At 40.6% G+C, this 13310-nt stretch carries 12 protein-coding genes and 1 other annotated feature; of the genes, 1 reads left to right on the top strand and 11 read right to left on the bottom strand.

Annotation, left to right across the window (positions count from 1 at the left end; translation table 11 throughout):
• From B7699_RS05745 to B7699_RS05730, 4 genes are all read right to left on the bottom strand, one after another.
• The gene (locus B7699_RS05745) at nucleotides 1-531 is read right to left on the bottom strand and encodes a YutD family protein (protein WP_070842581.1); all 531 of its coding nucleotides are present in this window, start codon (nucleotides 529-531) and stop codon (nucleotides 1-3) included.
• A 156-nt stretch (nucleotides 532-687) separates the two neighbouring features.
• The gene (gene sodA / locus B7699_RS05740) at nucleotides 688-1293 is read right to left on the bottom strand and encodes a superoxide dismutase SodA (RefSeq protein WP_000974733.1); all 606 of its coding nucleotides are present in this window, start codon (nucleotides 1291-1293) and stop codon (nucleotides 688-690) included.
• 325 nt (nucleotides 1294-1618) lie between these two features.
• Nucleotides 1619-2656, bottom strand: a complete 1038-nt coding sequence (gene holA, locus B7699_RS05735) for a DNA polymerase III subunit delta (RefSeq protein WP_084927418.1) — start codon at nucleotides 2654-2656, stop codon at nucleotides 1619-1621.
• A 32-nt stretch (nucleotides 2657-2688) separates the two neighbouring features.
• Nucleotides 2689-3624 (bottom strand): dihydroorotate oxidase, encoded by a 936-nt coding sequence (locus B7699_RS05730; RefSeq protein WP_084927417.1) that lies wholly within the window; start codon nucleotides 3622-3624, stop codon nucleotides 2689-2691.
• Between the two features lie 228 nt (nucleotides 3625-3852).
• On the opposite strand from B7699_RS05730, the gene gdhA reads away from it, so the two are divergent.
• On the top strand, nucleotides 3853-5199 hold the full coding sequence (gdhA, locus tag B7699_RS05725) for an NADP-specific glutamate dehydrogenase (protein WP_084927416.1): 1347 nt from the start codon (nucleotides 3853-3855) through the stop codon (nucleotides 5197-5199).
• Nucleotides 5200-5292: 93 nt separating this feature from the next.
• Here the strand turns inward: gdhA and B7699_RS05720 are convergent, their stop codons facing one another.
• The 7 genes from B7699_RS05720 to B7699_RS05685 all read right to left on the bottom strand — a co-directional run bounded on the left by B7699_RS05720 (nucleotide 5293) and on the right by B7699_RS05685 (nucleotide 13278).
• Entirely contained in the window at nucleotides 5293-5937 is a 645-nt protein-coding gene (locus tag B7699_RS05720; protein WP_084927415.1) for a TetR/AcrR family transcriptional regulator, read from the bottom strand.
• A gap of 16 nt (nucleotides 5938-5953) precedes the next feature.
• Nucleotides 5954-6958 (bottom strand): NADP-dependent oxidoreductase, encoded by a 1005-nt coding sequence (locus tag B7699_RS05715; protein ID WP_084927414.1) that lies wholly within the window; start codon nucleotides 6956-6958, stop codon nucleotides 5954-5956.
• Between the two features lie 279 nt (nucleotides 6959-7237).
• Nucleotides 7238-7606, bottom strand: a complete 369-nt coding sequence (gene rplL, locus B7699_RS05710; RefSeq protein ID WP_001196965.1) for a 50S ribosomal protein L7/L12 — start codon at nucleotides 7604-7606, stop codon at nucleotides 7238-7240.
• Nucleotides 7607-7679: 73 nt separating this feature from the next.
• Nucleotides 7680-8180, bottom strand: a complete 501-nt coding sequence (rplJ, locus tag B7699_RS05705; RefSeq protein ID WP_054380833.1) for a 50S ribosomal protein L10 — start codon at nucleotides 8178-8180, stop codon at nucleotides 7680-7682.
• Between the two features lie 38 nt (nucleotides 8181-8218).
• Nucleotides 8219-8354, bottom strand: a sequence feature (ribosomal protein L10 leader region).
• Nucleotides 8355-8429: 75 nt separating this feature from the next.
• Nucleotides 8430-9689, bottom strand: coding sequence for a TRZ/ATZ family protein (locus B7699_RS05695; protein ID WP_084927413.1), 1260 nt, complete (start codon nucleotides 9687-9689; stop codon nucleotides 8430-8432).
• Nucleotides 9690-9803: 114 nt separating this feature from the next.
• Complete coding sequence (locus tag B7699_RS05690) at nucleotides 9804-11552, bottom strand: ABC transporter ATP-binding protein (protein WP_084927412.1); 1749 nt, start codon at nucleotides 11550-11552, stop codon at nucleotides 9804-9806.
• A 1-nt stretch (nucleotide 11553) separates the two neighbouring features.
• Nucleotides 11554-13278: an ABC transporter ATP-binding protein gene (locus B7699_RS05685; RefSeq protein ID WP_084927411.1), complete on the bottom strand. Its 1725-nt coding sequence runs from the start codon at nucleotides 13276-13278 to the stop codon at nucleotides 11554-11556.
• Nucleotides 13279-13310: the final 32 nt, after the last annotated feature.

Raw genomic sequence — 13310 nt, 5'->3', positions numbered from 1 at the left:
TCACTTCTGACGAATGACAAAATGACGTTGCCCCTTGTCCTCTTTCTGAGAATGCTGGTCTTTCTGACGACGTCTATTTTTCTTATCTGCATTCGGTTTTCGTTTGGTTTGAGTCGGTTTCTTTCCTTTTCTAGAAGGCTGTTCTTCTTCCTTCTTACGCATTTTCTTGTCAAATGATGCTCGCTTAGGAGCTTCATTTTCTAAAACAAAATAGGCACAACCATAACTACAATACTCTAAAAGGTAGTCTTGTAAACGACTGATTTTTTCAAGTTTTTCTTCTGTTCGATTATCCTTATAAAAACCTCGTAGGCGAAGCTGTTCGTTGCTCCAGTCTCCCACTATATAATCAAACTTGGTTAAGACTTCTGAAAAACGCTGATTAAAAGCCGTCACATCAAAGGCATCCTTGATATTTTCCACCAAGGAAAAAGCTATCCCTTCCGTTTCAACCTTGTCCCCGTGTAAATGGAACTCAGGACCAGGAAACTTGTTATAGTTGTATAATTCAGGTGCAATTTCTTTTCGCATAGATATCCTTTTTCCACGATTACTTAATACTTTATTCTACCATAATTTCTAGCAGTTAGCACGTTTCTCATAAAAATGAAAAAAGTCTGACGATTTTGTCAGACTCGAATCATATAACCTAAAAAAGAGAAGAACCATTCTTCCCTCCATATACCATTATTTAGCGGCTGCGTACAATTCATCTACTTTGTTCCAGTTGATTACTGAGAAGAAAGCTTTGATGTAGTCAGGACGCACGTTGCGGTATTTCACGTAGTAAGCATGTTCCCAAACGTCCAAGCCCAAGATTGGTTTTTTACCTTCTGAGATTGGTGTGTCTTGGTTTGCTGTTGAAGTCACTTCAAGTTTCCCTTCTTTGTTGACAACCAACCATGCCCAGCCAGAACCAAAACGAGTTGTTGCTGCTGCAGTGAAGGCTGCTTGGAATTCTTCAAATGAACCAAATGTTGCATCGATTGCTGCTGCAAGTTCTGCTGAAGGAGCTGTTTTCTCAGGAGTCATCAATTCCCAGAAAAGAGCGTGGTTCAAGTGTCCACCACCGTTGTTGATAAGTGCTTGACGGATATCAGCTGGGATAGATTCTACATCAGCAAGCAAGGCTTCAAGATCTTCACCGATTTCAGGGTGTTTTTCAAGAGCTGCATTAGCATTGTTGACATAAGTTTGATGGTGTTTGTCATGGTGCAAGTGCATTGTTTCCGCATCGATGTATGGTTCCAAAGCGTCGTATGCATATGGAAGATCTGGTAAGATAATAGCCATCTGTAATACCTCTTTTTCTTTCTATATGAAAATGATAACGTAAACATTCACTTTTTTCAAGTTTTTTGCTTATAGATGAGGAAATCACTGACATACTTTCGAATAATACTCTTCGAAAATCTCTTCAAACCGCGTCAACGTCGCCTTGGACTATATATGTGACTGACTTCGTCAGTCTTATCTACAACCTCAAAGCAGTACTTTGAGCAACCTGCGTCTAGTTTCCTAGTTTGCTCTTTGATTTCCATTGAGTATAAAACAAGCAAATCAGCAAGAAACCCACGACAAGATAATACTGACGCGGGTTGTAGTTTCAAAAATAATTTCAATTTACTTGACTAGCAATCTGCAGGAGTGCCTTTTCAAAAAGGAAACCTTTTTCATAAAGACCTGTCTTAATCTGATAGTCTGTCTCAATTAAATAGGAAATAGCTTGCTTCAAAAAGCTCAAGGAAAGTCTTCGTGAATCCCTCAGCGCAAACTTGATTTGATAGGGATTCGGGGTGCGTCCTAGATAACTACCTAAACTACTTGCAATCTGCGCTTCTGTTTGCCCAGACTCCGCCAAAATCTTCACCTGAGTAAAAGTCCGAAATTGTCCTAGCATGACTGCAATCAGTTTGATTTCATCTTCACCTTGCAAGGTCAAGTCTCTAACCAAGTCGCGCGCCTGGTCCATCTTTTTAGTCAGAATAAACTGAGTTAAATCAAAAATATTGTCCTGTAAGGTCTTGGGAATAGCGTTGACAATATCCTCTTCCTCGATAACAGAATCTTCCTTATAGGACTGTAAAAAATGGAGATTTTTCTGGATTTCGCTAAATTGAAAACCCGACTTGATGAGGAGATTTTCAAAAGAATTATTAGTAAACTGCAGGCCTTGTTTCTGACTCCACTTTTGGAAATACTGGCGCAGTTCTTGTTCTTTGGCTTCTACTGCATCAAAAACCTTGGCATCACGCTTCAGTAATTTAACCAACCGTCTTTTGCTATCCAGTTTTCCTTCCGCAAAGATTATCAACTTGGTTGTTGGGGAAGGATTGTCAAGGTATTCCTCAAACGACTTGAGTTCATCATCTGTCAAAAAGCGTTTTTTAGCAGTTGTAATATCGACAAAATGATCTAATATCACGATTTTCTCATCCGCAAAGAAAGGAAGGCTGACCAACTCCAGTTCCACATCCTTGTATACTACTTCTTTCATATCAAAGTAGGCAAAGTTGAGGTCGGCAGAATCATAACCAATCTGTTTCAATACTTGACTCTTCATAACTTCAAACTGACCCTGATCTGCCCCTGTAAAAAGGCTCAGGCTCAGTAAATTTGATAAAGTCAACTTCTGACTTTCTTCAATGGCTAGCATCTTCTCTCCTTTCTTCTGATTTTTTAATGAGTTTAATCAATATAGCGCAATTTCCCACGAAAATCTTCTAGGCTTTCGTATCCTTTTTCTGCCATGATTGCTTTCAGTTCATTGGTAATACGATCAAAAGCACCAACTCCTTCTTTGTGAAGGGTGGTTCCCACCTGCACCATACTTACTCCACAGAGGATATGTTCAAAGGCATCACGACCAGTCAACACGCCACCTGTTCCGATGATTTGGATTTGAGGATTGAGACGTTGGTAGAAGGCATGAACATTAGCTAGAGCAGTCGGTTTGATATACTCACCACCAATGCCACCGAAACCATTTTTAGGACGAATAACGACAGACTCATCTTCTATATAAAGGCCGTTTCCGATAGAGTTGACGCAGTTGACAAACTTGAGCGGATACTTATTGAAAATAGCTGCCGCTTGGTCAAAGTGAACAATGTCAAAATATGGTGGCAATTTAATTCCAAGAGGTTTTGTAAAGTAGTCAAACACTTCTGCCAAAATCCGGTCTGTTGTCTCAAAATCATAGGCAATCTGAGGTTTTCCTGGAACATTTGGACAAGAGAGGTTTAGCTCAGTCAGACCACGAAAATCACTCTCTTGGACTTTTTTCAAGATAGTATGGGTTTCCTCTGGAGACATGCCGACTAGAGATAGGAAGAAAGTTCCGTTCGGCTCTTTTTCCTGCAAATCCAAAAGATAGTCCAAATAATAGTCTAAGCCATTATTTGGCAAGCCCATAGAGTTGATGGAACCAAGTGGAACATCTTGATAGCGTGGCTCAGGATTCCCCTGACGGAAGTCCAAGGTCGCTGTCTTAGTGACAAAGGTTCCTGCCGCTGAATTTTTAACCCCTTCTAGCTCCTCTATCGTCATACAAGCCACACCTGCTGCATTCATCAAACAATTATCAAACTCAAAACCAGCAATTTGCGTTTTCGTTGATACCATGATTCTGATCCTCCGGATTCCTTTTATTGCTAATATTATACCATATTTTCAGATTTTCTCTTTAATAAAATCATTTATAAGAAAAACGTTCGTTTTTTATCTACTTTCAAAAAATATGAAAAACTAAATTGAATGAATTTTTAGAAAATTTTTGTTTTTCTCTTTACAGCCAAAAAAAATTCTGCTATAATGACACACATAATTAAATTAGAATTTAAGGAGAACGATATGACATCTGCTAAAGAATATATCCAAAGCGTGTTTGAAACTGTGAAAGCTCGTAACGGGCACGAGGCTGAATTCCTCCAAGCTGTTGAAGAATTTTTCAACACTTTAGAACCTGTATTTGAAAAACACCCTGAGTATATCGAAGAAAATATCTTGGCACGTATTACTGAACCAGAGCGCGTGATTTCTTTCCGTGTTCCTTGGGTTGACCGTGATGGAAAAGTTCAAGTAAACCGTGGTTACCGTGTTCAATTCAACTCAGCTGTTGGACCATACAAAGGCGGACTTCGTTTCCACCCAACTGTAAACCAAGGGATTTTGAAATTCCTCGGATTTGAACAAATCTTTAAAAACGTCTTGACTGGACTTCCTATTGGTGGAGGTAAAGGTGGATCAGACTTCGATCCTAAAGGTAAAACAGATGCTGAAGTGATGCGCTTCTGCCAAAGCTTCATGACTGAATTGCAAAAATACATCGGCCCATCACTTGACGTACCTGCTGGTGATATCGGTGTTGGTGGACGTGAGATTGGTTACCTTTACGGTCAATACAAACGCCTTAACCAATTTGATGCTGGTGTCTTGACTGGTAAACCTCTTGGATTTGGTGGTAGCTTGATTCGTCCAGAAGCAACTGGTTACGGTTTGGTTTACTACACTGAAGAAATGCTCAAAGCTAACGGTAACAGCTTTGCTGGTAAGAAAGTTGTTATTTCAGGTTCTGGTAACGTTGCTCAATACGCTCTTCAAAAAGCAACTGAACTTGGTGCAACTGTTATCTCTGTATCTGACTCAAATGGTTACGTCATCGATGAAAATGGTATCGACTTCGATCTTTTGGTTGATGTTAAAGAAAAACGTCGCGCTCGTTTGACTGAGTATGCAGCTGAGAAAGCAACTGCTACTTATCATGAAGGTTCTGTATGGACTTACGCTGGAAACTATGACATTGCGCTTCCATGTGCTACTCAAAACGAAATCAATGGTGAAGCAGCTAAACGTTTAGTAGCTCAAGGCGTTATCTGTGTATCTGAAGGTGCCAACATGCCAAGCGACCTTGATGCCATCAAAGTTTACAAAGAAAATGGTATCTTCTACGGACCTGCCAAAGCTGCCAATGCTGGTGGTGTAGCCGTTTCAGCCCTTGAAATGAGCCAAAACAGCCTTCGCCTCTCATGGACTCGTGAAGAAGTTGATGGACGTCTCAAAGATATCATGACAAACATCTTCAACACAGCTAAAACAACTTCAGAAACATACGGTCTTGATAAAAACTACCTTGCAGGAGCAAACATTGCTGCCTTTGAAAATGTAGCAAATGCTATGATTGCACAAGGTATTGTTTAAGATTCATTTGCTTAATCCTCAATCGCTTCGATTGGGGATTTTTATGTTGAATCCAAAAAACTCACCATTAACAGTGAGTTTTAACATCCGAATTTATTTTACTTTCATTAGGGCAGACGACAAACATTCAACAATCTCATCAACTGCTTCATCTATGTTTATAGTTCCTTCATCATTCAACATCATGGGAATAAGATAAGAAAAACTCAATGCTAAAATGTATCGAACAATTCTTTCATTTGACCAATTTAGAATAAGTCCTTCTTCTTTAAATTGATTTAAAACAGGGCTAATTGGTTCTATTATAGATTGAACAATAATATTTCCTAACTGGATAGAAAGATTTTTATCAATAAAAGAACGCCCCAAGAGAATTTTAACATGCATTTGATTCTCCTGAATGAAAAAGAGCCTATCTCGAACAATACTTTTTAAAAAGAAGGGAAAAGTTTCTTGATCTACTGTGAATTTTTTTTCTGAGAAATCCGCAATTACTTCTGGAATAACCTGTTCTAAAAAAGTAGATAAAATGGCTTCTAAAATACCTTCCTTTGTTTTAAAGTAACTAAAAACAGTTCCTTCTGACACTCCAGCTCGTTCGGCAATAAGGCTGGACGTTGTATTCTCAAATCCAATTTCTGAGAATAATTTTAAGCTTGATAATAATACTCGACGTTGTTTCAAGCTCAAGTTGCTAACTTCTAATGTCTGAGCATACTTTTGTTCTAAACTTTCCATCGCTAGCACCTCTCTTCTACTCTCTTACTTTTACGACTTTTTTGCCTCGACTGTGTCCCATTTTCAGACTACGATAGGCTTCTCTAACTGACTTTAGAGAAAAGTCATACACTTGATCAATTTTCAGCTGAACCTTCCCGTCTGAGACCATTTCAGCTAAAGTGCTAAAATCATCATATGTGGAATGTCTCGGACCAGTAAACTGAGCACCTTTTATCATAACATAGGGCGAAGGTACTAATGTCCCAATAGCTGTCCCTTTCAAGTCTAAACTAAAAGCCAATCTAACATAATCAGATCCATAACAATCCAAAAATTTTGTAATAGGCGTTGGACTAGCTGATAGAAGAGCCTTCTTTATATTCTCTTCGTAACTTACTGGTATGGCACCTAAAGACTTCAGATACTCTGCATTTTTCTTACTTGCTATTCCAATCACTGTCGCCCCCTTAGCAACTGCATACTGTACTGCAATACTTCCAATACCTCCTGCTGCAGCTGAAATAACAACAGTATCTCTTGAATTTAAACCGATTCTTCTAAAAGCCCCACCCACAGTTAGAGCAGCTACTCCCATAGTAGCTGCGTGAGTCATGTCGATCATCTCTGGTTTGAATACAATTTCCGATTCATTGACACAAATTTCTGTTGCTAAAGCTCCCCTCTTAGTTCCCAAACCAGGATCGCTAATCATTGTTCCAAACACCTTATCTCCTACTGAAAACCTAGTTACTTCATTTCCAACTTCTGTAATAACTCCAGAAAAATCTCTCCCCACACCTCTTGGAAATAGAGATGATTTGGATTCAAACCAACGACTTGGTTTCCTTAATTTCGTTATAAAAGATAGAAATCGAAGGGGTTTCGCTCCCTCAAAAGTTTTATAATCAATAGGATTTAAACCAACAGCATGAACTTCTACTCTCACTTGATTTACATACAAGGCTGTAGAGTCTATCTGCAGCAAATCCAAGACCTCTTCGTTACCGAAACGACTGTACTCTATTGCTTCAACAACCATTTTCTTTACTCCTTAATTTCACAAAAATTGAGTGAGCACTCATTTTTATAAATTATACTCTTAATTTGTAAGAAAATCAATATTATCGTTTGATAACGATTTATGACATGATACAAATATCCATCATTTCGATTTACCAATATGATTCTTTCAATCTAACTCTCCTCACTTTTAAAGTTTCCTTTCCCTTTTTTACCCACTAGCCAACAAAAAGAAAAACCGCTACTCCTAAGAATAGCGGTTTAATCATATTTTTAAGCTACTAATGTAGTCGCTCTATTATTTAAGAGTAACTGAAGCTCCAGCTTCTTCCAATTTAGCTTTGATTTCTTCAGCTTCTGCAGTTGCAACGCCTTCTTTAACAAGTGCTGGTGCACCGTCAACAAGTTCTTTAGCTTCTTTAAGTCCAAGACCAGTGATTTCACGTACAACTTTGATAACGCCAACTTTTTTGTCGCCTGCAGATGTCAATTCAACGTCGAATGAATCTTTAGCAGCACCAGCGTCAGCAGCACCAGCTGCAGCAACAGCTACAGGAGCAGCTGCAGTTACACCAAATTCTTCTTCGATAGCTTTTACAAGGTCGTTCAATTCAAGGATTGAAGCTTCTTTAATTTCAGCAATAATGTTTTCAATGTTCAATGCCATTGTTATTTCCTCCAAATATGTTTTTAAATGTATAATAGATTTTCGTAGCTAGGCTACGCTGCGTAGCTTAAGATTAAGCTGCGTCTTCTTTGCTTTCTGCAACCGCTTTGACTGCAAGAGCAACGTTGCGCACTGGCGCTTGAAGTACAGAAAGGAGCATAGAAAGAAGTCCTTCGCGGTTTGGAAGAGTTGCAAGTGCAAGAATCTCTTCTTTAGATGCGACAGCGCCTTCGATTGCACCACCTTTGATTTCAAGTGCTTCAGCGTTTTTAGAAAAGTCGTTCAAGATTTTCGCTGGTGCGATAACATCTTCGTTAGAAAATGCTACTGCAGATGGTCCAACAAATACTGATGCAAGTTCTTCAAGACCAGCTTTTTCAGCTGCACGACGCAAGATTGAGTTTTTAATAACTTTATACTCAACTTCGCTTCCACGAAGCTCACGACGAAGAACTGTATCTTGCTCAACTGTCAAACCACGAGCGTCTACAACGACGATAGATGCAGCAGCTTTCATTTTTTCAGCTACTACGTCAACTAGTTCCGCTTTTTTAGCAATAATTGCTTCACTCATTAGTGTGTTCACCTCCGTTATTATTTTGCTTGGGGAAATTTTTCAAAAGAAAAACGCGCCCAAACCTAGACACGAAAGTACAATACGCTTCTTTTTATATGATACGTTTTGTCCTCGGTAGGATACTTATGAGTCGAGCTCCCCTACTGTCTTAGGCAGTTTTTTCAAACCGTATATAAGTATAGCATAGTCAAAAAAAGAATGCAAGATTTTTGCAAACTTTTTTTAAAATTTTTCGTGATTTTTCTTTTACAGTTCTACTGTCAGGACTTGACCTTGCCTGACAACTTGTTCTCCGGCAATATAGACATCATCAACATCACTGGATTTGACAGCATAGACAAGGTGAGAAAGCATATTTTCTTGGGGTTGGAGATGGATTTTTCCTTGAGGTCGAATGACCAGAAAATCTGCTTGCTTGCCAACTTCCAGACTTCCTATCTGATTTTCCATCCCTAGGACCTTAGCCCCTTCGATTGTCAGAGCCTTGAGAGCTGTTTCAATTGGGAATTGACTGGCATCTCCGCTCTTCATTTTCTGTAGTAGCACTGCTGTCCGTCCTTCCTCAAACATATCAAGATTGTTATTGGAAGCAACCGAGTCTGTCGCAATTCCAACTGCTACTCCCGCTTTTTGCAGCTGGATAATTGGAGCAATTCCTGAGGCCAGTTTGAGATTACTGATAGGATTGTGGGCAATAGCCACTTGAGAAGTTGCCAAGCGTTCAATTTCTCGCTCGTTTAATTCGACCCCGTGAGCAAAGACAGACGGATGCTCTAAGTAACCCAGTTCTTCTAGAAAAGCGAGGGGGCGTTTGCCGTATCGTTTCAGGATAATTCCTGACTCCTCCTTGGTCTCCGCAACATGAATATGGATAGGAATATTCAACTCTTTTGCCATATCCAAGCTTTCTGCCAGCAAGTCTCTACTACAGCTATAGGGAGAATGTGGGGCTACCATAACCTTGAAATTTGGATTTTCATATCCTAAAATTTCCTCGATGATGGCTCGTGTTCTAGCAATAGTCTCAGCAGTTGTCTCTGCCTCAGAAGAAAAAAGGGTCGGTGAGAAATAACAACGCATCTTGGAAACTTTCACTTCTTGATAAATCCGTTCAATATCCACACCATTGGGATTATACATATCGTTGAAGGTTGTTGTCCCCGACTGGAGCATCTCTATCATAGCTTCTTTAACCGCTCTTGTAGTCATGTCGGGAGTAAATCCTGCTTCTGCAGGCCAGATATAGTCATTGAGCCATTCATGGAGATTGCTATCATCTCGAATCCCTCGCAAGCCTGTCATAGCAGAATGGGTGTGACAATTGACCAAACCAGGCATAATCCAGGCTCCCTGATAGTCTATAATCTGCTCAGCTTGCTCTAAAATCTCTGACTTCTCTTGACCAACATAGACGATTTGAGAATCCTTAACAGCTAAGATTCCATTCAGATAAACATGGAAATCTTGATCACAAGTCACGATATTTACATGCTGAAAGACTTTCATTCTAGGCTCCTTTTCTAAAAGACAATTTAAAGTGAATAATTTTTCTAGCTATTGTAACAAAAAAGTCACCCGAAGGCAACTTTTTTTGTCCATAAGATTTCAAAATAGAAAGGATTATTCAGAGCTAAAAGCTGCAGCTTGCTGCATTTGGTAATACTTGCCCTTTCGAACCATGAGTTCTTGATGATTGCCATACTCAACAATATCTCCATCCACCAAGACTAGAATCAAATCCGCATCCTGAATGGTAGACAAGCGGTGGGCAATGATAAAGCTTGTGCGCCCCTTCATGAGTTTGCCAAAGGCATCCTGAACCAGTACTTCTGTCCGTGTATCAATGGAAGAAGTCGCCTCATCTAAGATCAGAATCTTTGGAATAGCCAGAAAGACTCGGGCAATGGTCAAGAGCTGAGCCTGACCGACAGAGAGAGATTCACCTGCTTTTTCCAGTTTGGTATCGTATCCCTGTGGCAACTGTTGGATGAAAAAGTCTGCATTGGCTGCTTTGGCAGCAGCAATCACCTGCTCCCGACTGGCTTCAGGGTTACCAAAGGCAATATTGTCATGAATAGTCCCTTGCTTAAGCCAGGTTTCTTGGAGCACCATTCCAAACTGTTGTCGTAAAGAGGCACGACTATAGTCATAAATGGATTTCCCATCCAGCAAGATATCTCCTGAGTTAATGGGATAAAAACGCATAAGGAGATTAATAAGAGTTGACTTGCCAGCACCTGTCGGACCAACAATGGCCACCTTGCTACCGGCTGGGATATCGATAGATAAATCCTTAATCAAAATCTTTTCAGGATGGTAGCCAAAAGAGATCTGTTTAAAGGAAATAGCTCCCTTGACTTGGTCACTAGTCAAGACTTCCTTACCTGTTTCAGCCACCTCAGGACTATCTAAGACTCCATAAACACGCTCTGCACAAGCGAGAGCACTTTGCAACTCAGCTAGCACTGAAGAAATATCATTAAAAGGCTTGGTGTACTGTTGAACATAGTTCAAAAAAGTCACTAAGCGTCCAATGGTCAAGGTAGAGCCTATCATGATACGATAAGCTCCCACTCCAGCTAGAAGCGCATAAATGAGCGCATTTACAAAGCGAGTCGAAGGATTAACTGTTGAAGAATAAAAGATAGCTGACTGAGAATAACCTGCATAATTGGCATTAGCCTCGTGCAGCCTTTGGATAAACTCTTCCTGAGCATTAAAGGACTGGATAATGGTCTGCTGGTTCAACGATTCTTCAATTAATTGTGTCTGAATCCCCCTCGTCTCTGTTTGCTTCTGGAAGAGATGATAGGATCTCTTGGCAATAAAACGTGAAATTACCATAGACAGTGGCGTCAACAGCAAGACCAAAAGAGTCATGAGGAGATGAATTTGAATCATGGCTAGAATGCTGACTAAAATCATCAAGACACCAATGAAGAATTGGTTAAAAATCATGGTCAAGCCAGCTGCCAACTGTTCTATGTCTGTTGTCACCCGACTGACCATCTCCCCACTGCCTTGCCGATCCACAAAGGCAATCGGTAAACGATGGAGCTTATGGATGATTCGCTCTCGTAAGTCTCTGGTATAAGAGAAAATTAGGCGATTATAGAGGAGAGGATTGGCCCACTGCACAAGGGTATTTCCTATGACCACCAAGATCATTTGAATAAAAATCTGCCAAAAAACTGGTGAAGAACCAGCCACCAGGACTTGGTCAATGACCTGCCCAATCAAGATAGGAAGATAAATTGATAAGCCAACCTGGGCAATAGTTCCTAGAAAGGCTAGGAAAAGGAGGAAGGAATGGCTTGCTAAATCTTTTGCCAAACGTTTGAGCGTCTGGTTTGCAGTTTGTCGTCTCATACTAGTCCTCCTTACCATGTTGGGATGCATTGATTTCGCGATAGACTTGACTAGTTTTCATCAATTCCTCGTGCTTGCCGATAGCTAAGAGCTCACCTTTTTCCAAGAGGAGAATCTGGTCAGCCATCTGGAGTGTCGAAGTCCGTTGAGAAATCAAGATTAAGCTCGTATTTGGCAGATTTTCTCGAATTGCTTTCAAGAGCTTAGACTCGGTAATAGTGTCCAGTGCCGAGGTTGCATCATCTAGGATGAGAAATGGAGTTCGGTGCAAGACTGCTCGTGCGATGGACAGCCTTTGTTTTTGACCGCCCGAGAAATTTCGCCCTCCTTCCTCAACTAGGGCATCCAAGAGTCCTTCGTTTTCACTGACAAAATCCTTTGCTTGCGCAATCTCCAAGGCCTGCCAAAGTTCTTGGTCAGTTACTTCTTGATGTAAACCTAGAGTCAAGTTGGAGCGAATGGTTCCCTTAAAAAGTTCGACTTTTTGGGGCACATAGGCAATCCAAGACCGCCACTCCTCTAAATTACTAGGACTAGATCCATCTCGATAAGGGTAAATGCTCCCCTTGTCTGCTGGATAAAGTCCAAGAATGAGCTGCACCAAACTTGATTTACCAGAACCCGTTCCCCCAATGATACCAAGGATTTGTCCTTGAGTCATATCAAAGGAAATGCCTCTCAGAGAAGGCTGGCCCGCATCAGGATAGGTAAAGGTCAGTTCTTGAACTTGTAAAACCTGATCACTGGTAGCTTGCTTTTGTTCTAATTCTGAATGGATGTCTTCTGGAGCTTCGGCAAAGACTTCCTCAATTCGCTTAGCTGAGATATAGGACTGGTTGAGAGAATTGATCAGCATGGCTAGCTTGACCAATTCCACCAAGATCTGCAATAGATAATTGATAAGAGCAATGAGAGCACCTTGACTGAGCAATCCTCCTTGAATAGAAATATAGCCTTGACAGATAATGACTAGGAGAGTTCCATTTACAATCAGATAGGTCAGGGGTGTTAATAAACTGGACCAGAAACCCGTCTTTTCTTGTAAACTTGCATAAACTTGGTTAAGGGTCTGAAAAATCTGTAACTCTCGTTTTTCTTGTCCAAAAGCCCGAATAACCCGCATCCCTTGTAATTGCTGGCGCGTTTCCTGAACCAGCTGGTCCGTTTTCTTTCTCAGACTGCTGTAGAGAGGATTGACTAGTCTAGAGAGCCCTACAATAACAATGGCCAAAATGACAACCATGACCAAGAACCATAAAGTCAGCTCAGCTGAGATTCGATAAGCCATAAAAATGGCACCAAAAACGATAATGGGCGCTCGCAAAAAGAGACGCAGGAATTGATTGATACCAGTCTGAATCTGGTAGGTATCCGAAGTCAAGCGAGTGACCAAACTAGAAGTTGTCAGACGGTCTCTGCTGTCCTTGGGCAAGGAAAGAATATGTCGATAGAGGTCGTTTGTCAATTCCTTGGCAAAACCCACCGCAGCCTTAGCTGAGTAAAACTGAGCTACCAAGGCCACTACCACACCAATTACTGCAAAGATAAGGAGCAGACCAATCTGCATCCATAGATGACCTTGATCTCTCTGGGGCAAGGATTGGTCAACAATCCCAGCAATCACCATGGGAACCAAGAGCTCAAACACAGCTTCTAAAAGCTTGAACAAGGGGGCTAAAATCGATTCCTTGATGTAGGGTTTGAAGTAAGATAATAGGTGTTTCATAAATCCCTTCTATTCGTATTCTGAAAATGAAG

It is taken from the genome of Streptococcus mitis (assembly GCF_002096835.1).
GTDB classification, from domain to species: Bacteria; Bacillota; Bacilli; order Lactobacillales; family Streptococcaceae; genus Streptococcus; species Streptococcus mitis_W.
This window is presented reverse-complemented; position numbering and strand designations above follow the sequence as displayed.

Bases quoted from the DNA above. Each gene is read 5' to 3' on its own strand.
- B7699_RS05695 (WP_084927413.1), bottom strand. From the start codon at position 9,689: ATGAAAGTCTTTCAGCATGTAAATATCGTGACTTGTGATCAAGATTTC.
- B7699_RS05720 (WP_084927415.1), bottom strand. From the start codon at position 5,937: ATGGAAAGTTTAGAACAAAAGTATGCTCAGACATTAGAAGTTAGCAAC.
- holA (WP_084927418.1), bottom strand. From the start codon at position 2,656: ATGCTAGCCATTGAAGAAAGTCAGAAGTTGACTTTATCAAATTTACTG.
- B7699_RS05715 (WP_084927414.1), bottom strand. From the start codon at position 6,958: ATGGTTGTTGAAGCAATAGAGTACAGTCGTTTCGGTAACGAAGAGGTC.
- gdhA (WP_084927416.1), top strand. From the start codon at position 3,853: ATGACATCTGCTAAAGAATATATCCAAAGCGTGTTTGAAACTGTGAAA.
- sodA (WP_000974733.1), bottom strand. From the start codon at position 1,293: ATGGCTATTATCTTACCAGATCTTCCATATGCATACGACGCTTTGGAA.
- rplJ (WP_054380833.1), bottom strand. From the start codon at position 8,180: ATGAGTGAAGCAATTATTGCTAAAAAAGCGGAACTAGTTGACGTAGTA.
- B7699_RS05730 (WP_084927417.1), bottom strand. From the start codon at position 3,624: ATGGTATCAACGAAAACGCAAATTGCTGGTTTTGAGTTTGATAATTGT.
- B7699_RS05690 (WP_084927412.1), bottom strand. From the start codon at position 11,552: ATGAGACGACAAACTGCAAACCAGACGCTCAAACGTTTGGCAAAAGAT.
- B7699_RS05745 (WP_070842581.1), bottom strand. From the start codon at position 531: ATGCGAAAAGAAATTGCACCTGAATTATACAACTATAACAAGTTTCCT.
- rplL (WP_001196965.1), bottom strand. From the start codon at position 7,606: ATGGCATTGAACATTGAAAACATTATTGCTGAAATTAAAGAAGCTTCA.
- B7699_RS05685 (WP_084927411.1), bottom strand. From the start codon at position 13,278: ATGAAACACCTATTATCTTACTTCAAACCCTACATCAAGGAATCGATT.